Source organism: Haloarcula sp. K1, assembly GCF_001647155.1.
Classification (GTDB): domain Archaea; phylum Halobacteriota; class Halobacteria; order Halobacteriales; family Haloarculaceae; genus Haloarcula; species Haloarcula hispanica.
Genome location: NZ_LRHL01000034.1, coordinates 26392 through 44925, shown reverse-complemented (window position 1 = coordinate 44925; position 18534 = coordinate 26392). Strand labels below are relative to the sequence as shown.

The following is an 18534-nucleotide window of genomic DNA, read 5'->3' as shown; positions in this document are numbered from 1 at the left end:
CACACCCCACCCCCACCCCACCGTTTCCATACGCCACGCGGTCTTTGACTGCGTGGCCACACACCCCCCACCCCACCGTTTCCATACGCCACGCGGTCTCTGACTGCGTGGCCACACACCCCCCACCCCACCGTTTCCATACGCCGCGCGGTCTCTGACTGTGTGGCCACACCCCCCACCCATCACACCCTTTCACACCGGCCACAGAGAGATGTCGCTGTGGATGCTCAAGAAGCGGAGTCCGGTGTCAGTCCAGCGGGTTCGAAGCCGGTGTTCACGCTACCGCGAACGGGTCGTCACTTCACAGCCGTCCTCGGTGATGATAACGGTGTGTTCCTTCTGACTGACGTAGGCCCCGTCCTGCTCCTTAAGAACTGGATAACCGTGGACGATATCCTGCTGTTTCAGGCGGCGAAGCGCCATCTCCGCTCGCGGCGAATCGAGCCAGCGGGCCGCGAAGGGGAGGGTCCGATACTCCTCGGTAATCTGTTCGAGGACCTGTCGAGCCTGCCGGTTCCGAACTGACCCTTCCCGTTCGAGGGCGAAAATCTCCTCGTCGGCCCCTTCCTGCACCTTACCGCGGCCATCGGTGGCGAACGGCTCGATGGCGACCACGTCGCCCACGTCGAGCGTTGCACCCTGTGCCACCTCGCGGTTCGGGATGTTCGGCGACGTGTGCTGCTCCCAGTGGCCCAGTCCGTGGCCGGTGAGGTTCACGACGGGGTTGTAGCCGTACCCCTCGATGACCTCCTCGACGGCCGCGCCGATCTGGCCTACATCGACACCGGGGCCGGCAACGTCCAGCGCGGCGTCCAGGGCCTCGGCGGGCGCTTCGGCGAGTTCGTCCTGCCCGGAGAGGTCGACCGTCACGGCGGTGTCGGCGAGCCACCCGTCGACGTGGACGCCGATGTCGAGGTTGACCATCTCCTCGCCGAATGTTGCGTCGTCGTCGCGCTCGGGCGTGGCGTGGGCCGCCTCCTCGTCGATGGAGATGTTCACCGGAAACGCCGGCTTGCCGCCCAACTCCTTGATTTTGTCCTCGGCCCACTGGGCGACTTCGAGATGGGAGACGCCCACCTCGACGCGTTCGGCTGCCTCGTCACGTACCTGTGCTAGAATCTCGCCTGCTTCACGGCATTTCTCGTACTGCTCGGAATCGAAGTCCACGTCAGTCATGCACGCCGGTTAGTCGGTGGCGGCCAAAGGGGTTTCCCTCTGGCTATCTCGTCGCGGTCTGCATCGCGGCGGTGTTGCGTTCGGCTCCGGTGTGGCCGGCGTGGTCGAGGACGATTACGCCGGCGCGCCTGCCAGTAGCGTCCTCGAACGCCGCAATCGCCTCCTCGGCGGCCTGTCGCGGGCCGTACGTGTCGAGCAGTTCGACGGCGCGGCGGGCTAGGCCGAACCGGGCAATAGCCTCCCCTTCGCCGGTCGCGCTCGCGCCACCGCGGTCGTCCGCGTAGAAGCCAGCGCCGATCTGCGGTACGTCGCCGACCCGACCGGCCAGCGCGAACCAGCGCCCGGCGGTCGATGTCGCCGCCGCGAGCCGGCCCCCGTCGGTCGCGACCGCGCCGACGGTGTCAGTGCCGCTGAAATGCTCACGGACCCATTCAAGATGATCTGCGGGTCCGCCATCAGGAGGGTCAGCGGCCTCGTATCGCTGTCGTGTCTCCGCAGTCGTGAGGTCGCGACCGGTTTCGACACCCATGCCTGCCGCGAAATCGACGGCCTCGTCACCGGCCAGCAAGACGTGTGGCGTCTCGGTTCCCACACTGTGGGCCACATCGGTGGCGTGTACAACGCCAGACATTGCACACGCCGCCCCGACCTGGCCGGCGTCGGTCATCAGTCCAGCGTCGGTCCGGACCTCGCCGTCGCTCTGGACGGCCCCACCGACGCCGGCGTTGAACGCCGGATCGGATTCGAGCGGTCGAAGCGCGGCTAGCACTGCGTCCATCGGACCCTCCGCCGCCGTTGCCCGTTCAGCGGCGTCGGTGAGTGTTTCCTGCCGAGTGGCCGGTGACTCCGGTGGACTGCCCGCGCCGCCGTGGACGATGACGTGCATGCAACCCCGTTGACACACGAACGGCATATCACCTCCGGCTATGACGTTAGTGTCGTCCCGACGTTCGGTCGAAGCCCTTTCTTTACGGACTGTGTTACCATGTCTGAGGGAAAGCGGCACGCCTTTAGGGGCGACTGTCAATTGGCGGAATATGGGCTACGATTACGATAAAGTGGAGGTTCCCGACGAGGGACAGCAGATTCAGGTCACGGAGGACGACGAACTCGACGTTCCGGAGAACCCGATCATCCCCATCATCCACGGGGACGGTATCGGGACGGACGTCGGTCCGGCCGCACAGAAGGTGCTCGAAGCCGCCGCGAACGCAACCGGTCGTGACATCTCTTGGATGCGCATCTACGCCGGCCAGTCCGCCCGAGACAAGTACGACGAGAACCTCCCTGATGACACCGTCGAAGCCATCAAAGAGTTCAACGTCGCTATCAAGGGGCCGCTGACGACGCCGGTCGGCGCCGGCTTCCGCTCGCTGAACGTCGCGCTCCGGAAGACGCTCGACCTCTACGCGAACGTCCGCCCGACCTACCACATCGAGGGCGTCCCGTCACCGGTCAAGGACCCCGAGGAGATGGACATGGTCACCTTCCGGGAGAACACCGAGGACGTCTACGCCGGCATCGAGTGGGAGGCCGGCACCGACGAAGTCGAGGAAGTCAAGGAGTTCGTCGAGGACGAGATGGACTTCGACGAGACCATCCACGACGGCCCGGTCGGCATCGGCGTCAAGCCGATCACCGAGTTCGGGACTAAGCGCCTCGTCCGCGAGGCCATCGACTACGCCCTCGAAGAGGACCGCGACTCCGTTACGCTGGTCCACAAGGGCAACATCATGAAGTTCACCGAGGGTGCCTTCCGCGACTGGGGCTACGAGGTCGCCGAAGAGGAGTACGGCGAGCACGTCATCACCGAGGACGAGCTGTGGGACGAGTACGACGGCGAAGCGCCCGAGGACGCGCTGGTCGTCAACGACCGCATCGCCGACAACATGCTCCAGCAGCTCCTGACCCGTACCGACGAGTACGACGTCATCGCGACGATGAACCTCAACGGGGACTACATGTCCGACGCCGCCGGCGCACAGATCGGCGGGCTCGGCATCGCCCCCGGTGCGAACTTCGGCTCGGCCCGCTGTCTCGCCGAACCGGTCCACGGCTCCGCGCCGAAGTACGCCGGCGAGGACAAGGTCAACCCAACCGCGATGATTCTCTCCGGCCGACTCATGCTCGAATACATGGGCTGGAAGGACGCCGGCCAGCTCGTTCGTGACGCCGTCGAGGAGACCATCTCCTCGGGCGACGTCACCTACGACCTCGAACGCCAGATCGAGGGCGGCAACAAGCTCGCCACCAGCGAGTTCGCCGAGAAGGTCGTCGAGAATATAGAGAAGCTCGCGTAAGCGAGTCGCGCTGATCACCCAAACTCTACATTTTTATTGCGCACAACAGCCGGGACTGGCGAGACGAGCGGTCGTGCTGTCGGGAGAACGGGGCCGTAGCTCGGGAGTCGTTTTATCGAGCGTATCCGTCAGAGAAGGGTTACTCCGTCAGCGGAAGGACCACACCGAACACGAGCGGTGAGAGGAGACCGACGAGAATACCGAGCATTTCCATGTCGACCAGCAGCGTGTCGCCCCAGGCGGGGAGCGTCCCGAGAACGGCGCTTCCGGCGACTTCCCCCGCGATGCCGAGGAGGAACAGCCCCGCCCCAAGCATGAACCCGCGCTTTGCGAGTGTCGCGTAGTCCGCGTTCCAGTTTTGGCTCATACAGGTCCGTTCTCGCGAGCCTACAAAGCTCTCTCGGATCGAAAGAGCTACAAGCGGGTTGACACTGATATCTGCGCATACATGGTTTCAGAATCGCTTCCGGAGCTACTTGAACTCCTTCTCTCGACGGTTCTCGCGGCCGGGCTAACTGTGGGAGGAGCACTCACCGAACAGGCCGCTCTCGCCGACCTGTCCGGCGGCATCTCCGCGTTCGCTGCGTGGGAAGTATATATGGGGCTGGTCCTCCTGTACGCCGGCTATATGCTCGCCTCCCGCCGAGTCCTGCCCGCGCTCGGTAGCGCCTGAATTCGTTCGTTGCGGGCGGTTATTCCTGAAGCGACCGCTGGGTCGTGTTCGCGACCCACACCGGCTGTGTCACTGTCGTAGACCCGACGTTTCGTAGCCGCAGGTATTGCGTGACACGGACCTGCTGGTCGCTCCGTTCGGCATCGAATGCCAGCCGAAGCGCCGAGACGGTACCGTCGTGACTGACGCGGAGCCGGACAGAGACATTGCGAGGGGCGCTCACGAACAGGGGTGTACTGAGCCTGTCAGGGTCCGTGAAACGGGTGCCGACGAGGACGACGCCGCCGTCGCTCCGGTCGGCAACGGAGAGATCGACGGCTTCCCCGATACCGCGTATCATCCGCCGCTCCGAGAGGTCTGAGACCGGGCCGTCGTCGCGGACAGTCCACTTGACCCGCTGGGGCCCGTTCGATCGCTCGTCGTACCGGGCCGCGACGATGGAGCCGTTGGTCCAGTAATCAATGCGGGTCGTAAAAGTGTTCAGTTCGGTGCCGTTCTGGCGGAACTGCCCGGCGTACGTCGTCTTGTTCGCCGCGACGTGGCGTGTGTGGTCGGACCGCCGGAGTACCGTCCCGTTGCTGTCGGTGACCCGCTGGCGGGAGACCAGCGTGTAGTTTGTCGTCGCGAGCGTCCGCGCGTGGGCGCTGGCCAGCACTGGCGGCACCACTGCCTCGTCGCTCACGCCCGGCGGATACCCGACCCCATCGGTCGGCACCGCTGCCGGCGTGACTGTTTCGGGGCTGTCCTGCTGGACGAAGCCCGAGCACCCGGCGAGTACGAGCGCGAGCGTCACGACAGCAGCCACTGCTCGCGTCATTGATTGCGCTACGGCCGCCGGCCCCAAACAGTTGTGGCTAGTCCTGCCAGTCCGGGTTCGATCTGGGCGGACTGAACACGTCGATACCCCGGACCGGTTCCTCGCCGTCGTTGCGCGCTTCGTGTGGCTCCTCACTCGGGACCACGTAGGAGTCCCCGGGGCCGATGACGTACTCCTCGCCGTTGACGTGGAAGGTAAAGGTCCCTTTCACAACGTAGCCGACCTGCTCGTGGCGGTGGCTGTGCTCCGGGACGGCCGCGCCGGGTTCGATATGAAACTGCTGGACGCTCATCTGCTCTCCGACCGCCAACTGTGTCAGGTGAACGCCGTCGACTGCTTCGACTGTCTCACAGGCCGCCTGTGGTACTTCTTCCATGCTCAGCTATGTCATGTCCACCGCACCTAAGCCTTCGTCCCCCGGCATCGGACGTCGGTGGATTCAGTACCGTCCGGCCCTGACAGAGAGGTATGTACGCGGTCGTCGGGTGTAGTGATTGCAGCGCGCTGTGGGTCACTGAGGGGCGACCGGAGACAACACAGTGCCCGCGGTGTGGCACGCGCCGCAAACACGAGAAGCGGCGGAAGTTCGTCGAAACGGACGACGAGGCCCACGCCCGTGAGGTCCGGGCGTCGATGCTGGCGAACCGGCAGGGGGAGGGTGACGCCTTCGCGGAGTTGGATTCCTACGCCGAAATGGAGCGCCAGGTCGACGGCGCAGGCGTGGACGACGAGACGTACCTCGAAGATTCGGGGGTGGATACAGACGCCGTGTCGGCGGCCGCCGACCGCGCCGAGCAAGGGGCGACAAGAGGGTCGAGCCGTAAGGAGACGGTCACGAACGCGCTCCGGAACCTCGACGAGCCGACCGAGGACGACATCGTGGCCTACGCCGAGGAACGCGGCGTCCCGGCGTCGTACACCCGGAAGGCACTGACAAAGCTGGTTCGTGCCGGCAAGGCATCGGAGAGTCGGGGGCAGTACCGGCTGCTATGACCGCGACGTTAGATCTGGAGCCCGGACCGGTCGTAGTCGGGTTTCTTGTCGGTCTCTCGGGACTGCTGTTTCTCCTCACACCGGTCGTTGACCCCGTCGCAGTCGGCTCACTGCAGGTGAGCACCGTCGCGCTCTCGGCGGTCGTTCTCACGCTCGGGTTCGCGCTGGGGACGGTCGTGTTCGCCCGGCGCGGTCGACGGCTGTTCGCCATCGCACACGGTGTCTTCGCCGTCGCGTGGGCGTTGCTGGTGTTGGGTCCACTGCTTGGGCAGGAAGCACTCCTGCTCGCCGGCGTCGTCGTGCTGGTGGCCGGAGCGGGATTTCTGGTGAGTCAGCGCCGGCAGCGGTAGCGCACTGACACAGGAGCGGCGCTACCGCCCGAGGTCGGCGTGCGCCGAAGAGAGGTGGCGCGAGGACAGCGCCGCAAGTAAAGAGAGTTCGCCAGCCAGTGCGCCGGCGGCGATGACCTCCGCGAGCGCGTCGGCGTTGCTGCCGGCGGGGTCGCCGCCGCCGCCGTAGCCCAGCACGTCAAGCGCCTCGGACTGCGTGGGGAGACCCGTCCCGCCGCCGACAGTGCCGACCTCCAGCGACGCGATAGTGACCGATGCGTACAGACCGTCCTCGCGGGCGTCGACGGTCGTGATAGCGTTGCTCCCCTCGACCACCTGCGCGATGTCCTGCCCGAGCGCGAGGAAGGCGGCGGCGACGACGTTGGCAGCGTGGGCGTTGAACCCCAGCGCGCCGGCCTTCGCCGAGCCGACGAGGTTCTTGCGGGTGTTGGCCTCGACGATAGCGTCGGAAGTCGTATCGAGTCGCTCCTCCACCTGCTCGTGGGGGATGAGCACGTCCGCGGCGACGGTCCGGCCGCGGCCCTCAACGGCGTTGATGGCGGCGGGCTTCTTATCCGAACAGAGGTTGCCCGACAGCGCCACGAGGTCGGCCGGGGTTTCGGACTCGACAACGTCGCAGGCCGCCTCCGTCGCGATGGTGGCCATGTTCATCCCCATCGCATCCTTGGTGTCGTAGGAGAACCGCAGGAAGACGCTGTCGCCGACGACGTAGGGTGTCACGTCCTGCAGTTCGCCGTGGCTGGTCGTCGACTCGGCGGCATCGGCGAGTACGTCGACGTGTTCGCGGACCCAGGCCGACACCTCACCCGCCTCGGCCACGTCTTCGACGCGGAACACCGGGGCGCGGGTCATCCCGGATTTGAGCACGCGAGCGGTTGCACCGCCGGCGTTGCGAATCGTCGAGACGCCGCGGTTGACGGAGGCCAGCAGCGCGCCCTCGCTGGTCGCCAGCGGGAGGTGGTGGTCGCCCTCGGCGGCCCCGCCGTCGACGGGCAGCGGGCCGACCACACCCATCGGGACCTGCGCCGCGCCGACCATGTTCTCGATGTTGCTCTCGGCGTCGGCAGCGTCGAAGGTGTAGTCGCCGACCGCTGAGAGGTCCGCGCCGGTCTCCTCGGCCAGCAGGTGTCTACGGGCCGCCGCCGCAGTGTCGGGGTCGGCGTGGTCTTCCAGTTCGTAGAGCCGCAACTCACCGTCACGAACGCGCTCCGCGAGCGCCGTAGCGTCGGAGTCGGTCATACTGACCGGTGTGGCTTCGGGACTCCTAACAGTTGCTCTTGGCAGGCCAAGCGTTTTGCAGTCGCCGTTCGGGGGTTCCGTATGGTCGACCGCGTATTCACGAACTGTGAGGTGCGGCCGCTGTCCGGCGACGGTCCGGCATCGGCGGTCGCAGTGACGAACGGAACTGTCACAGCCGTCGGCGACCCGGATGACCTCTCGACCGCGGGTGCCGAGACCGTCGACTGTCGCGGCGGCGTCTTGCTGCCCGGCTTCGTCGACGCTCACACGCATCTGGACATCGTCGGCCGCCGTGCAGTCGAGGCAGACCTCGCCGGGGCAGACGGCCCGGACGACTGCATCGACCGGCTGCTGGCGGCCGACGACGGCGAGGGCTGGATTCTGGGGTTTGGCTACGACGAGAGCGACTGGGACGGAGACTTGCTGCAAGCGGCGACGCTGGACCGGGTGAGCGCTGATCGCCCGGTCGCGGCCGCGCGCGAGGATATCCACACGGTGTCGGTAAACCACGCCGCGCTGGACGTACTGGACCTGCCCGGCGACGGCGTTCGGACCGAGGACGGAGCGCCGACCGGCGTGCTCGTCGAGGAAGCCGCTGAGGCCGTCTTCGACGCCATCGCGCCCGACTACACACAGACACGGGAGTATCTGCTGGCTGCACAGGAGGTGGCGCTCTCGGAAGGAATTACCGCCGTCCACGACATGGTGCGGCAGTCTCACGCCCCGCGAGTGTACCGCGACCTAGACACCGAGGACGCACTCTCCCTGCGAGTGCGGCTCAACTACTGGGCAGACCACCTCGACGCAGTCAGGGAGCTTGGCCTGGTGACGAACCACGGGAGCGACCGAGTGCAAACGGGCGCGATCAAGACGTACATCGACGGGTCGCTCGGGGCCGGCACCGCGCGGCTCCGGGAGCCGTACGCCGACAGCGACAGCGTCGGCGAGTGGCGAACGGACCCAGATGCCCTCCGGGAACTCGTGTCAGCGGTCGACGACGCGGGCCTCCAGTTCGCCGCTCACGCCATCGGCGACGCGGCTATCGACGCGCTGCTTTCGGCTATCGAATCAGTCGACGCCGCGGACGAGCGCCATCGCGTCGAACACGCCGAGGTGCTCACCGGCGACCTGGCGGAGCGACTGGCGGCGTCGCCACTGGTCGTTTCGGCGCAGCCGAACTTCCACCGCTGGGCGGTGCCGGGCGGCCTGTACGACGAGCGACTCGGCGAGCGCCGCGCGCTGACGAACCGGTTCCGCGACCTCGTGGATGCCGGCGCACAACTGGCCTTCGGGAGCGACTGTATGCCGCTTTCCCCGCTGTATGGCGTCCAGCAGGCCGTCACCGCGCCGGAGTCGAACCAGCGCCTGACAGTCGACGAGGCGCTCCGAGCGTACACCAGCGGTGCCGCGTACGCGGGCTTCGACGAGGACCGGATGGGCACGATTACGCCGGGATCGGTTGCGGATTTCGCCGTGCTATCGGCCTCTCCGTGGAGCGTACCGGATGGTGATATCTCGGACGTAGCCGTCACGCTGACCGTCAGCGACGGCGAGGTCGTGTTCGATTCCGGCGAGTAAGTCCGACAGACGGCAGTATCGACGCGTCACGTTTCCTGTTTCTCGGTAACAAACAACATAATTCGACAGTACGGGATATAGAAGCAGTTAGATCGCCAAACCCGGATATAAAACCCGATAGGCCACCAACACCTGAAACAGAACTGTAGTTACCTCCAATATCAGGTATACAATTTCCTTGCCCACCAACCCTCGACTTTGAAGATAAAATCTTTTCACGAAGGAGTTCTGAAGTGTGAGTACCGACAGGTGGATACATCGTGCCCGAAATGGAAACCGCCGCGTTCGAGACGGACCTCAGCCTCTTCAAGTACGACAACCTCGAGCAACTCCCGCCGGCGTACCGGGACCTCGAGGCGGACGAGCGGACCGAGCGCATCGAGAGCGCGCTCGATACCCTCGGCGACGACGTGGTCATCCTCGGCCACAACTACCAGCGCCGGGAGATCGTCGAACACGCCGACTTCATCGGCGATTCCTACCAGCTCTCGAAGGAGGCCGCCGAGTCCGACGCCGACTACGTGATTTTCGGCGGCGTGACGTTCATGGCCGAATCCGCGGACATCATCACGGACGACGACCAGTCCGTGATCCTCCCGTCGATGGAGGCGTCCTGCCCGATGGCGGGCATGGCCGAGGCGCTGCAGGTCGACGCCGCGTGGGCAGAACTGACCGCGGCGCTCGACGACGACGAAGAGATTATCCCCATCACGTACATGAACAGCTACGCCGACCTGAAGGCCTTCTGTGCCGAGCAGGGCGGCCTGGTGTGTACGTCCTCCAACGCCCACAAGGCCTTCGAGTACGCCTTCGAGAAGGGCGACAAAGTACTCTTCCTGCCCGACAAGCACCTCGGCGAGAACACGGCCCACCGGCTCGGCATGGCCGACGAAACCGTCGAGTGGGACCCGTGGGACGCCGAGGGCACCGACGCCGCTGACGCCGTCGAAAACGACGTCATTCTCTGGGAGGGGTACTGTCAGGTTCACGAACGCTTCCGCGAGCACCACATCGAATCGATCCGCGAGGACTACCCCGACGCGAACGTCATCGTTCACCCCGAGTGTCGCCGCGAGGTCGTCGAGGCCGCCGACGTGGCCGGCTCTACGTCGACTATCTGTGAGTCCGTCGCCGAGGCTGATCCCGGCGAAACGTGGGCCATCGGCACCGAGATTCACCTCACCCACCACCTCCAGCGGTGGCACCCCGAGGTGGATGTCGTCCCGCTGTGTGGCGACGCCTGCATGGACTGCAATGCCATGCGCCAGATCGACCCGAACTACCTCGCGTGGGTGCTTGAGGAACTGGTCGAAGGTCGCGAGCGCAACGTCATCGAGGTCGCGCCCGAGGAGAAGGAACTGGCACAGGTCGCAATGGACCGAATGCTGGAGATCTAACCATGACGGACGACCCGATTACGACGGACGTGCTGGTCGTCGGCTCCGGCATCGCCGGGCTGGCGGCGGCGCTCGCCGCGGCCCGTGAAGGCGACGACGTGACGCTCGCCACGAAGGCGACCCGTCCGGAAGGCTCCTCATCCTGGTGGGCTCAGGGCGGCATCGCCATCTCCCGAGATACGCCCGAAGAATTCAAAGACGACATCATGGCCGCCTCCGACGGCACCGCCGACCCCGACGCCGTCGACGTGCTGGTCGAGAACGCAAACGCGGCCGTCGAGGACGTGCTGCTGGAGACCCTCGATGTTGACTTCGACCAGAACGGGTCCGGCCACGACTTCACCCGCGAGGCCGCCCACAGCGAGGACCGCATCCTCCACGTCGACGCCTCGACGGGCAAACACATCCACGTCCCGTTCCTGAACTACATCGACGACCACGACGGCGTGGGGATTCTGGACGACACCGCCGCGCTCGAACTCATCCGTCACGAGGGCCGTGTCCACGGCGCGATGCTCGAATCCGACGGCGAGGTAACTCCATACTTCGCCGGCAGTGTCGTGCTGGCGACGGGCGGTATCGGCGACCTCTACCCGCGGACGACGAACCCCGACAACACGACCGGGGACGGCATCGGCATGGCCGCGCTCGCCGGAGCCGAGGTCGAGGATATGGAGTACGTGCAGTTCCACCCCACGGCCTGTACGCTCGATAGCGAGCCACCCCGTGGCTCGGACGGAGGCGGTGGAACCGCCGGAGCGGGCGACGTGGCCTTCCTCGTCAGCGAAGCCGTCCGCGGCGAGGGCGGCCTGCTGCGCAACGGCAAGGGAGAGCGGTTCATGCCCGACTACCACGCGGACGCCGAACTCGCGCCCCGCGACGTGGTGGCCCGGGCAGTCAAGGCGGAGCGAGAGGCGACCGGTGAGGTGACGCTGGATGTCTCGCCGCTTGACTTCGCCGACGAGTTCCCGAACCTCGCAGACCGCTGTAAAGAGCACGGCATCGACTGGACTGAGGGCATTCCGGTCGCGCCCGCCGAGCACTTCCTCTGTGGCGGCGTTAGCGTCGACGACCGCGGCCGGACGACGCTGGACCGACTGTACGCCGTCGGCGAGTGCTCCCGAACCGGCGTCCACGGCGCGAACCGCCTCGCCAGCACCTCCCTGCTCGAAGGGCTGGTCTGGGGTCTACGCGCCGGCGAAGACGCCGCCGGGGCCGAACCCGAACCAATCGAAGCGCCGGAACTGCTCGAACGCGACCCGGACCTGCCCGAGCGGTTCGCCCGCGACAAGTTCCAGCGGCTGACCCGCGTGATGGACGAGAACGTCGGCGTCGAGCGCGACCCGGCCGACCTCCAGCGGGCGATGGCCGTCCTCCGCCGGCTCAAGGGCGAGGTCGACGCCTACGTCCGCACGCGGACCAGTCGCTCGCTGTACGAACTCCGCCACGCCAGCGTCACCGCCCTGTTGATCGCGCGCCACGCCGCCGAGAACGAGGAGAGCGTCGGCACGCACAATCTCGTGGATGCGAGCGAGGAACCACCGGAGTCCACGGCTGACTGATGCTCGCCGACAGCGACATCGAGCGGTGGCTCCGCGAGGACGTGGGCCACCACGACGTGACCAACGACGTGCCCGGCACGACCGAGGGGCGACTGGTAGCGAAAGAGTCCGGCGTCGTCGCCGGCCTTGACGCCGCCACCGCGGTGTTCGAGTATCTGGACTGTGCGGTTGAGACACCGGTCGACTCGGGGGCGGCCATCGACGCCGACGACGTAGTGCTTCGCGTCGACGGCCCCGCGCAGTCGGTCCTCCGCGGCGAGCGCGTCGCCGTGAACATCACCGGCCATGCCTCGGGCGTGGCGACGAAGACACGGGCCGCCGTCGATGCGGCGGAATCGGCTGCGACAGATTCCACCCCTCGTATCGCCGGCACGCGCAAGACGACTCCCGGCCTGCGCGGCATCGAGAAGCGGGCGGTAGCGGCCGGCGGCGGCGACACCCATCGACTGGACCTCTCGCACATGGTGATGGTCAAGGACAACCACATCGCCGAGATGGGACTGGTCGACGCCATCGAGCACTTCCGCGAGCGGGCCTCCTTCGCGACGAAACTCGACGTCGAGGTCGAAGCTCCGGAGGACGCCCCGCGGGCCGCCGAGGCCGGCGCGGATATCGTCCTGCTGGACAATATGACTCCCGCGGAAACTGAGCGGGCCGTCGACAGGGTGGCAGCGTCCACTTCCGACGCGCTCACCGAGGCTAGCGGCGGTATCACAGTTGCGGACGTGCCGGCCTACGCCGAAACGGGCGTGGACATCATCTCGATGGGATCGCTGACCCACTCCGCGCCGACGCTGGATTTCTCTTTCCGCACGGGCTAGGTACCGGTCAATCCGGCCCGCTCGTCGAGAATTCGGTTCTGAGTTCCGGCGGGAGTTCGAGTTGCTTGATACCAACCCGGTCGTCGATCCGGAACCGATACAGCGCTGTGGCTTCCGTCTCGGCCGCCCGTTCGAACACGTCGGGCGTCCAGGAAGTGTCTATCTGTTCTTCGATTGCCCTGCGTTCGTCGTCAGGGACTCGTTCGATGGTCCCCGTCAGCAGGACGCTGCGCCAGTTGAACGTCGTTTCGACGTCGTAGATGAGAAACCGGGCAACGTCCGCGTGGTCGCTTGCCGTCACTTTCCGGCTGTCGGCACCGAGAACGTAGACGAAGTAGAGCGCGGACTCGCCGTCGTACCAGAAACCAAGCGGGCGCAGTAGCGGCGCGGAATCGGTCGGGACGCCAAGCACGCCAATGCTCTTCCGTTCGAGGGTCTTTTCGATGTCCTCGACGTTCATCCGGAGCATTCCGTAGTCTTCTAGTTCGGTAACTGTCATGTCGTCACTTGTCGGTAGATAATCATAAAGCCATAGGGCGCTAGCCCCGGGTTCTCCGCTCACAAGGGTGGCCCTTGCCGTCAGTCCGTCTCAGTCCAGCCGGCGCGCCAGCATCACCTCGTCGACCAGTTCGCCGTCGATCTCGTAGTGGCCATCGCGGACAGCCTCGACCGTCCAGCCGGTCTCCTTCAGGAAGTCGATGGCCCGCTCGTTTGTGGCCGGCAGGCTGTTGTACACCTTTCGACAGCCGCGGCTCGCGGCCCATTCGACCCCGCGGTGGAGCAGGTGGCTGCCGATACCGTGGCGGCGGTACGTCTCCATTACTCCGAGCGTGAGTTCGGCCGTCGACGCGAGTTCGGCCACCTCGGACATGGCGACGTGGACCCAGCCGACGACGTCGTCGTCGACCGTGGCGACGAACACGACGCGACAGCGGTTTGGGCCCCAGCGGACGAGCGTGTCCTCGTAGGCCAGTTGCTCGGCGACACCGGCCGCGATGATGTACGGTGCCTCGCTGGTCACGTCGCGTATCGTCCCGACGACGCCGGAGAGGTCCGACGGCCGGGAAGGCCGTATCTCGTAGCTGACGCCGGCCTCGTAGTGTTCGGCCGTCTCGCCGTGGTGGAGCGCCACGGTCAGCTTCCCGTCCTCGGTGGACTCGATGAGGTCGTCCCGTTTGAGAATGGAGACATGGTGCTGGAACCGCTCGGGATCGACGCTGATGGCTTCGGCCACCTCGGCGGGCGCGACGGGGCCGTTCCGCTCCACGAACCGATACACGTCGGACCGCTCACCGCCGAGTTCGAGGTCTGTTGGGGACGGCATTTCGCTATGGCTCACTGATGCCTGTATCCACTTGAAAATTCCCGAGAAGTTAGTCTGAGAGCTTATGTCGACTTGCCAGCAGCGATGCCGTGGCCGCCGGTGAAAGCGTCTGGCAGCTGTCGATACGCGGGCCGTCGTCACGTCCGCGTGATGCTTTTGTATGGTCGTGGCTCATTCTCGACCATGCCAGACGCGGTCCGTCGCTGTTCCGAGGACGGCTTTTTCGAGGGGGATGCGTGCCCGGTCTGTGACAGAGAGGGGACCCTCGTTCTCGACGGCGAACAGCGGCGACAGCTCTCGAAATTCACCTCGGGAGCGCTCAGACACTTTCCCGAGGACGCCGGTATCGAGGTAGACGAAGCGGGGTGGACGGCGTTCGCGTCCCTCCAGGCCGCAGTCGAGCGGAAGTACGACTGGGCCGACGGCGAGGCGCTGGCTGGAGTCATCGCCACGGACCCGAAAGGGCGGTTCGAGCGGACAGGAACCAGTGACGAGTCAAGTACAGTGGCCGCTGGCGGCCGCGTTCGGGCGGCCTACGGGCACTCTGTCGACGTAACCTTGGATGCGACCGACGACCCCATCCCGGCGACGCTGTATCACGGAACTGTACCGCGAAACGTCGCGTCGATACGCGAAACGGGACTGAAGCCGATGGGGCGACAGACGGTCCACCTCTCGGACTCCGTCGCGGCGGCCCGCGAGGTGGGACGTCGCCACGCCGCCGACCCCGTCGTGTTCGTCGTCGACGCCGCGGCGATGCAAGCCGACGACCGCCGAATCGTCAAGCGCGGGATCGAGACGTACACGACTGACCGCGTGCCGCCGCAGTACCTCTCGCTGCTGGAAAAATAGCGCGATTGCGCCGCCGCCTACTCGACAAGCGGCGTGCCGGTCATCGCCTCCGGCTGGTCGATGCCCATGAGCATGAGCATCGTCGGCGCGAGGTCGGCCAGCGTCCCGCCGTCGCGGGCGGTCCGGCCACTGGCGGTCCCGTCGGCGGCGAGGTAGATGAACGGGACGGGGTTGGTCGTGTGGGCTGTGTGCGGGTCGTCTTCGGTCCCCATATCGTCGGCGTTACCGTGGTCGGCGCAGATGAGGACGTGGCCGCCGGCGGCCCCAATCGCCGCGACCAGCCGGCCGAGCTGTTCGTCGACGGCCTCGACGGCAGTCACCGCCGCGTCGAAGTCGCCGGTGTGGCCGACCATGTCGGGGTTGGCGAAGTTCAGGACCATCGCGCTGGGGTCCTCAGTCTCGATGAACTCGATAGCGGTGTCGGCCAGTTCCGGCGCGCTCATCTCTGGCTGGAGGTCGTAGGTCGCCACGTCAGGGCTATCGACGATTTCGCGGCTCTCGCCGTCGAACGCGACCTCACGGCCGCCGTTGAGGAAGTAGGTGACGTGGGGGTACTTCTCCGTTTCGGCCAGCCGAATCTGTGTCTTCCCGGCTTCAGAAAGCACCTCGCCGAGTACGTCCTCGGGCTGGTTCGGCGGGAAGGCGACCGGCAGGTCGAACGTCTCGTCGTACTGCGTCATCGTCACCAGTCGGGTGTCCGGCGGTTCGGTGTCGGCCCCCCAGTCGTCCGGGCGGATGTCGCCGAGCATCCGGGTGAGTTGTCGGGCGCGGTCCGAGCGGAAGTTGAAGAAGATGACCGCGTCGCCGTCTTCGAGACCGGCGTGGTCGCCGACGGTCGTCGGCTCGATGAACTCGTCCGTGGTGTCACGGGCGTACGACTCCGTAGCGGCCGTGACGGCGTCATCCGCGTGGTGGTCGCCCTCGCGGTGGACGATGGCGTCGTAGGCCCGGCGGGTCCGCTCCCAGTTCTGGTCGCGGTCCATCGCGTAGTAGCGCCCGCAGACGGTGGCGACGTGGCCAGTTCCGTGCGCCTCGGCGTGGGCTTGTAGGTCCGCGAGGTAGTCCTCGCCGCCGGTCGGCGAGGTGTCGCGGCCGTCGGTGAAAGCGTGCGAGACGGCGTCAGTCCCACGCTCGCCAGCGAGTTCGATGAGCGCGTGGAGGTGGTCCTGATAGGAGTGGACGCCGCCGTCCGACACGAGGCCCATGAAGTGGACCCGACCGCCGTGGTCCTCGGCGTGCTCGAAGGCCGACAGAATCGTTTCGTTCTCGAAGAATGGCGGGTCCTGTGCGGCGTCATCGGGCGGCGACTCGCCCCGGTAGCGCGCGATACTATCGCTGACGCGAGCGGAGTCCTGCTTGACGACGCGGCCGGCCCCGATGTTGAGGTGGCCGACCTCGGAGTTGCCCATCTGGCCCTCCGGGAGGCCGACCCGGCGGCCGTGGGTGGCAAGCGTCGACGCTGCGCCCGCGTCTCGGTAGCGGTCGAAGTTCGGCGTGTCGGCGGCGGCGACGGCATCCCGGACATCGTCGTCCGGATTCAGGCCCCAGCCGTCTAAGATGATAAGTCCGACGTCCATACCCGGTGGGTCACGCGACCGGCCTAATACACTGTCGGTCAGTCCCGAACGTGACGGTCGATAATGCGAAATTCGGCGGCTCTGGTGTCGGTACTCCATGTCGCTACTCCGCTATCGCTGCCGGTATCGGGAACCCTGAAATTAAGAGGGTGGCCCGCCTTCGGTCTGGCATGACTCGGAACATTCTCTCGGACGATCTGGCCGACGCAATCGTCACGACAGCCCGGACAGCGACGGGTGACTCGCTCCGTTCAGTGACGTATTTCACGCGTGCGAACTTCGAGCAACTCTACCTGCGGGAGGACCTTGAACAGGACGCCGACCTCAACGACTTCGTGGGCCACGAATGGCAGGGGTACAAGCAAACGAAAAACGCATATCAGGAGTCCGAACTGGGCGACTACCGCTTCACCGTCCGCGCGTTCTCTAACGGCTACCTCCTGCGGGCGACGACCGAGCGCCAGGGCGTGCTCATCACCACGGACGGCCTGACGATGCAGTCCTACGAGGAGATCGCCGAGGCCATCGAACGCCTGCTCCGCGAGGAGTCGGGCAAGGAGTAACCACCGAATCGGCAGGTGACCAAAGGGTTATCCCCGTCCCCGCGAACGCACGGGCATGACGCTGGACCCGGTCCACGTCGACGGCATCGCCAAGCTCGCCGGGCAGGTGCGCGAGACCGTCGAGACGAGCGACCAGGAGGCGGCCGCCGAGGAAGTCTGGGACAGTTTTCTCGACCCGCTGTGGCAGGACGGGACGAAGATTCTGGAACCGCTAGGCGAGCAGCGCCGCCGGAAGGTTCCCATCGAGGACATCGCGCTGGCGGACCCGCCGTTTCCAACCCAGCACGGCCTGGATTCGGGGACTATCAATCCCACGACATTCAAGAACGGACTGGTGCTGGACGTGGCGCAGGCGGCGATGGGCAGCGTGCCATCCGACGTCGAACTGCATCGCGGCCGGACGATCATCATGGCCGTCCACTCGAACGACGCGACGCTGGGGTTCGACGGCGAGTGGCAGGGCGGGGACCGCGGCTACGCCAAGCGGCGCGTCCTCGACGTGCCCCAGGTCGACCGCTACGAGCAGCGGGTCGTCCACGCGCTGGCACTATACCTCGCCGAGAGCCAGCACGCGCTGACCAACGCCGACGTGGTCGAGGACCTGTTCATCCTCGACGGCCCTATCTATCCGACCGGTGTCCTCCGATGGGCCGACCGCGACACCGAACTGGCCGACCTGCTCGCGGAGGACGACCGCCCCAAAACGGTCGTGAACAACTACGTCGACCTCGTCGAGCGGTTCGTCGAGCGGGACGTCCCGATGGTGGGGTTCATCAAGAACTCCTCAACGAAGGCCCTCACGCGGGCGCTCCGGCGCAAGACCAACGCGCCGTGGGTGAACGACACCGCCTTCTTCCGCCGAATCCTGGAGCGTCGCGACGACGATGGTGAGCGGCAGACCGACTGTCTCACCGCGACGAACTGGTTCCGCTCGCGGGGCGGCACCGACGGCATCATGGCCGCCGACGGCGACGCGCTAGGCATCGAGCGGTCGCTCGACCCCGAGGCCTACGAGGTGACGTTTTTCGTTCTCTACGACCCGCGCTCGGACCTCGTGTTCCGCGTCGAGGCCCCGTACGCGTTCACCAAAGACCCGGAGTGTCGGGCCAAACTCACACGACAGATACTCCACGACGTGGCCCGGGAACAGGGGCCGCCGCTGGCTATCGGGAAGGCTGACGAACTCGCCAAAATCGACCGCCAGGGCAGCGAGGAACTCACCCGCCGCATCGAGCGGACCTTCGAGACCGACCGCGAGCGGGAGTTCAACGATATCCGGTGGGGAGCCGTCGAAGAATCGTTCTGAAGCGTG

The 18534-nt window shown here is 66.2% G+C and carries 20 protein-coding genes; 11 read left to right on the top strand and 9 right to left on the bottom strand.

Features of this window, described 5'->3' with window-relative positions; translation table 11 throughout:
* Positions 1-279: 279 nt before the first annotated feature.
* On the bottom strand, positions 280-1176 hold the full coding sequence (gene map / locus AV929_RS10810) for a type II methionyl aminopeptidase (protein ID WP_014039607.1): 897 nt from the start codon (positions 1174-1176) through the stop codon (positions 280-282).
* 43 nt (positions 1177-1219) lie between these two features.
* On the bottom strand, positions 1220-2062 hold the full coding sequence (locus tag AV929_RS10805) for an isoaspartyl peptidase/L-asparaginase (RefSeq protein ID WP_064288253.1): 843 nt from the start codon (positions 2060-2062) through the stop codon (positions 1220-1222).
* A gap of 151 nt (positions 2063-2213) precedes the next feature.
* Between AV929_RS10805 and icd the strand changes: the two genes are divergently transcribed.
* Positions 2214-3476, top strand: a complete 1263-nt coding sequence (icd, locus tag AV929_RS10800; RefSeq protein WP_064288252.1) for an isocitrate dehydrogenase (NADP(+)) — start codon at positions 2214-2216, stop codon at positions 3474-3476.
* Positions 3477-3615: 139 nt separating this feature from the next.
* Here icd and AV929_RS10795 read toward each other — a convergent pair whose 3' ends face one another.
* On the bottom strand, positions 3616-3843 hold the full coding sequence (locus AV929_RS10795; protein WP_008310699.1) for a hypothetical protein: 228 nt from the start codon (positions 3841-3843) through the stop codon (positions 3616-3618).
* Between the two features lie 81 nt (positions 3844-3924).
* On the opposite strand from AV929_RS10795, the gene AV929_RS10790 reads away from it, so the two are divergent.
* Complete coding sequence (locus tag AV929_RS10790; RefSeq protein WP_014039604.1) at positions 3925-4149, top strand: hypothetical protein; 225 nt, start codon at positions 3925-3927, stop codon at positions 4147-4149.
* Positions 4150-4168: 19 nt separating this feature from the next.
* On the opposite strand, the gene AV929_RS10785 is transcribed toward AV929_RS10790, so the two are convergent.
* Both AV929_RS10785 and AV929_RS10780 read right to left on the bottom strand, forming a co-directional pair.
* A complete protein-coding gene (locus AV929_RS10785) occupies positions 4169-4966 on the bottom strand; it encodes a hypothetical protein (RefSeq protein ID WP_064288251.1) in 798 nt (265 codons plus the stop codon).
* Between the two features lie 37 nt (positions 4967-5003).
* A complete protein-coding gene (locus AV929_RS10780) occupies positions 5004-5342 on the bottom strand; it encodes a cupin domain-containing protein (RefSeq protein WP_064288250.1) in 339 nt (112 codons plus the stop codon).
* A gap of 92 nt (positions 5343-5434) precedes the next feature.
* Between AV929_RS10780 and AV929_RS10775 the strand changes: the two genes are divergently transcribed.
* Both AV929_RS10775 and AV929_RS10770 read left to right on the top strand, forming a co-directional pair.
* A complete protein-coding gene (locus tag AV929_RS10775) occupies positions 5435-5959 on the top strand; it encodes a DUF5817 domain-containing protein (RefSeq protein WP_014039601.1) in 525 nt (174 codons plus the stop codon).
* Entirely contained in the window at positions 5956-6309 is a 354-nt protein-coding gene (locus tag AV929_RS10770) for a hypothetical protein (protein WP_064288249.1), read from the top strand. Before AV929_RS10775 ends, AV929_RS10770 begins: the two co-directional genes overlap by 4 nt.
* Before the next feature lie 21 nt (positions 6310-6330).
* Here AV929_RS10770 and hmgA read toward each other — a convergent pair whose 3' ends face one another.
* Positions 6331-7548 carry a hydroxymethylglutaryl-CoA reductase (NADPH) gene (gene hmgA, locus AV929_RS10765; RefSeq protein ID WP_050007558.1) on the bottom strand — a complete coding sequence of 406 codons (1218 nt, stop codon included), beginning with the start codon at positions 7546-7548 and terminating at the stop codon, positions 6331-6333.
* Between the two features lie 81 nt (positions 7549-7629).
* On the opposite strand from hmgA, the gene AV929_RS10760 reads away from it, so the two are divergent.
* The 4 genes from AV929_RS10760 to nadC all read left to right on the top strand — a co-directional run bounded on the left by AV929_RS10760 (position 7630) and on the right by nadC (position 12906).
* Positions 7630-9126, top strand: coding sequence for an amidohydrolase (locus AV929_RS10760; protein WP_064288248.1), 1497 nt, complete (start codon positions 7630-7632; stop codon positions 9124-9126).
* Positions 9127-9395: 269 nt separating this feature from the next.
* On the top strand, positions 9396-10523 hold the full coding sequence (nadA, locus tag AV929_RS10755; RefSeq protein ID WP_196219990.1) for a quinolinate synthase NadA: 1128 nt from the start codon (positions 9396-9398) through the stop codon (positions 10521-10523).
* A 2-nt stretch (positions 10524-10525) separates the two neighbouring features.
* Positions 10526-12085, top strand: a complete 1560-nt coding sequence (locus AV929_RS10750) for an L-aspartate oxidase (RefSeq protein ID WP_064288246.1) — start codon at positions 10526-10528, stop codon at positions 12083-12085.
* The gene (gene nadC / locus AV929_RS10745) at positions 12085-12906 is read left to right on the top strand and encodes a carboxylating nicotinate-nucleotide diphosphorylase (RefSeq protein WP_064288245.1); all 822 of its coding nucleotides are present in this window, start codon (positions 12085-12087) and stop codon (positions 12904-12906) included. Before AV929_RS10750 ends, nadC begins: the two co-directional genes overlap by 1 nt.
* Before the next feature lie 7 nt (positions 12907-12913).
* Here nadC and AV929_RS10740 read toward each other — a convergent pair whose 3' ends face one another.
* Together AV929_RS10740 and AV929_RS10735 are read right to left on the bottom strand one after the other, a co-directional pair.
* Positions 12914-13405, bottom strand: a complete 492-nt coding sequence (locus tag AV929_RS10740; RefSeq protein ID WP_023843134.1) for a pyridoxamine 5'-phosphate oxidase family protein — start codon at positions 13403-13405, stop codon at positions 12914-12916.
* A 90-nt stretch (positions 13406-13495) separates the two neighbouring features.
* On the bottom strand, positions 13496-14230 hold the full coding sequence (locus AV929_RS10735) for a bifunctional helix-turn-helix transcriptional regulator/GNAT family N-acetyltransferase (protein ID WP_014039593.1): 735 nt from the start codon (positions 14228-14230) through the stop codon (positions 13496-13498).
* Positions 14231-14413: 183 nt separating this feature from the next.
* Between AV929_RS10735 and AV929_RS10730 the strand changes: the two genes are divergently transcribed.
* Positions 14414-15082, top strand: a complete 669-nt coding sequence (locus AV929_RS10730) for an RNA 2'-phosphotransferase (RefSeq protein WP_064288244.1) — start codon at positions 14414-14416, stop codon at positions 15080-15082.
* A gap of 17 nt (positions 15083-15099) precedes the next feature.
* Here the strand turns inward: AV929_RS10730 and gpmI are convergent, their stop codons facing one another.
* Positions 15100-16659: a 2,3-bisphosphoglycerate-independent phosphoglycerate mutase gene (gene gpmI / locus AV929_RS10725; protein WP_064288243.1), complete on the bottom strand. Its 1560-nt coding sequence runs from the start codon at positions 16657-16659 to the stop codon at positions 15100-15102.
* A 170-nt stretch (positions 16660-16829) separates the two neighbouring features.
* Between gpmI and AV929_RS10720 the strand changes: the two genes are divergently transcribed.
* On the top strand, positions 16830-17222 hold the full coding sequence (locus AV929_RS10720; RefSeq protein ID WP_004593761.1) for a hypothetical protein: 393 nt from the start codon (positions 16830-16832) through the stop codon (positions 17220-17222).
* Between the two features lie 55 nt (positions 17223-17277).
* Positions 17278-18528, top strand: coding sequence for a DNA double-strand break repair nuclease NurA (locus AV929_RS10715; protein ID WP_014039590.1), 1251 nt, complete (start codon positions 17278-17280; stop codon positions 18526-18528).
* Positions 18529-18534 lie beyond the last annotated feature (6 nt).

Coding starts and splice junctions, on each gene's coding strand:
- nadA (WP_196219990.1), top strand. CDS start 9,396: ATGGAAACCGCCGCGTTCGAGACGGACCTCAGCCTCTTCAAGTACGAC.
- AV929_RS10770 (WP_064288249.1), top strand. CDS start 5,956: ATGACCGCGACGTTAGATCTGGAGCCCGGACCGGTCGTAGTCGGGTTT.
- AV929_RS10785 (WP_064288251.1), bottom strand. CDS start 4,966: ATGACGCGAGCAGTGGCTGCTGTCGTGACGCTCGCGCTCGTACTCGCC.
- AV929_RS10795 (WP_008310699.1), bottom strand. CDS start 3,843: ATGAGCCAAAACTGGAACGCGGACTACGCGACACTCGCAAAGCGCGGG.
- gpmI (WP_064288243.1), bottom strand. CDS start 16,659: ATGGACGTCGGACTTATCATCTTAGACGGCTGGGGCCTGAATCCGGAC.
- AV929_RS10805 (WP_064288253.1), bottom strand. CDS start 2,062: ATGCACGTCATCGTCCACGGCGGCGCGGGCAGTCCACCGGAGTCACCG.
- AV929_RS10775 (WP_014039601.1), top strand. CDS start 5,435: ATGTACGCGGTCGTCGGGTGTAGTGATTGCAGCGCGCTGTGGGTCACT.
- AV929_RS10760 (WP_064288248.1), top strand. CDS start 7,630: ATGGTCGACCGCGTATTCACGAACTGTGAGGTGCGGCCGCTGTCCGGC.
- hmgA (WP_050007558.1), bottom strand. CDS start 7,548: ATGACCGACTCCGACGCTACGGCGCTCGCGGAGCGCGTTCGTGACGGT.
- map (WP_014039607.1), bottom strand. CDS start 1,176: ATGACTGACGTGGACTTCGATTCCGAGCAGTACGAGAAATGCCGTGAA.
- AV929_RS10790 (WP_014039604.1), top strand. CDS start 3,925: ATGGTTTCAGAATCGCTTCCGGAGCTACTTGAACTCCTTCTCTCGACG.
- icd (WP_064288252.1), top strand. CDS start 2,214: ATGGGCTACGATTACGATAAAGTGGAGGTTCCCGACGAGGGACAGCAG.
- AV929_RS10715 (WP_014039590.1), top strand. CDS start 17,278: ATGACGCTGGACCCGGTCCACGTCGACGGCATCGCCAAGCTCGCCGGG.
- nadC (WP_064288245.1), top strand. CDS start 12,085: ATGCTCGCCGACAGCGACATCGAGCGGTGGCTCCGCGAGGACGTGGGC.
- AV929_RS10730 (WP_064288244.1), top strand. CDS start 14,414: ATGCCAGACGCGGTCCGTCGCTGTTCCGAGGACGGCTTTTTCGAGGGG.
- AV929_RS10780 (WP_064288250.1), bottom strand. CDS start 5,342: ATGGAAGAAGTACCACAGGCGGCCTGTGAGACAGTCGAAGCAGTCGAC.
- AV929_RS10740 (WP_023843134.1), bottom strand. CDS start 13,405: ATGACAGTTACCGAACTAGAAGACTACGGAATGCTCCGGATGAACGTC.
- AV929_RS10735 (WP_014039593.1), bottom strand. CDS start 14,230: ATGCCGTCCCCAACAGACCTCGAACTCGGCGGTGAGCGGTCCGACGTG.
- AV929_RS10720 (WP_004593761.1), top strand. CDS start 16,830: ATGACTCGGAACATTCTCTCGGACGATCTGGCCGACGCAATCGTCACG.
- AV929_RS10750 (WP_064288246.1), top strand. CDS start 10,526: ATGACGGACGACCCGATTACGACGGACGTGCTGGTCGTCGGCTCCGGC.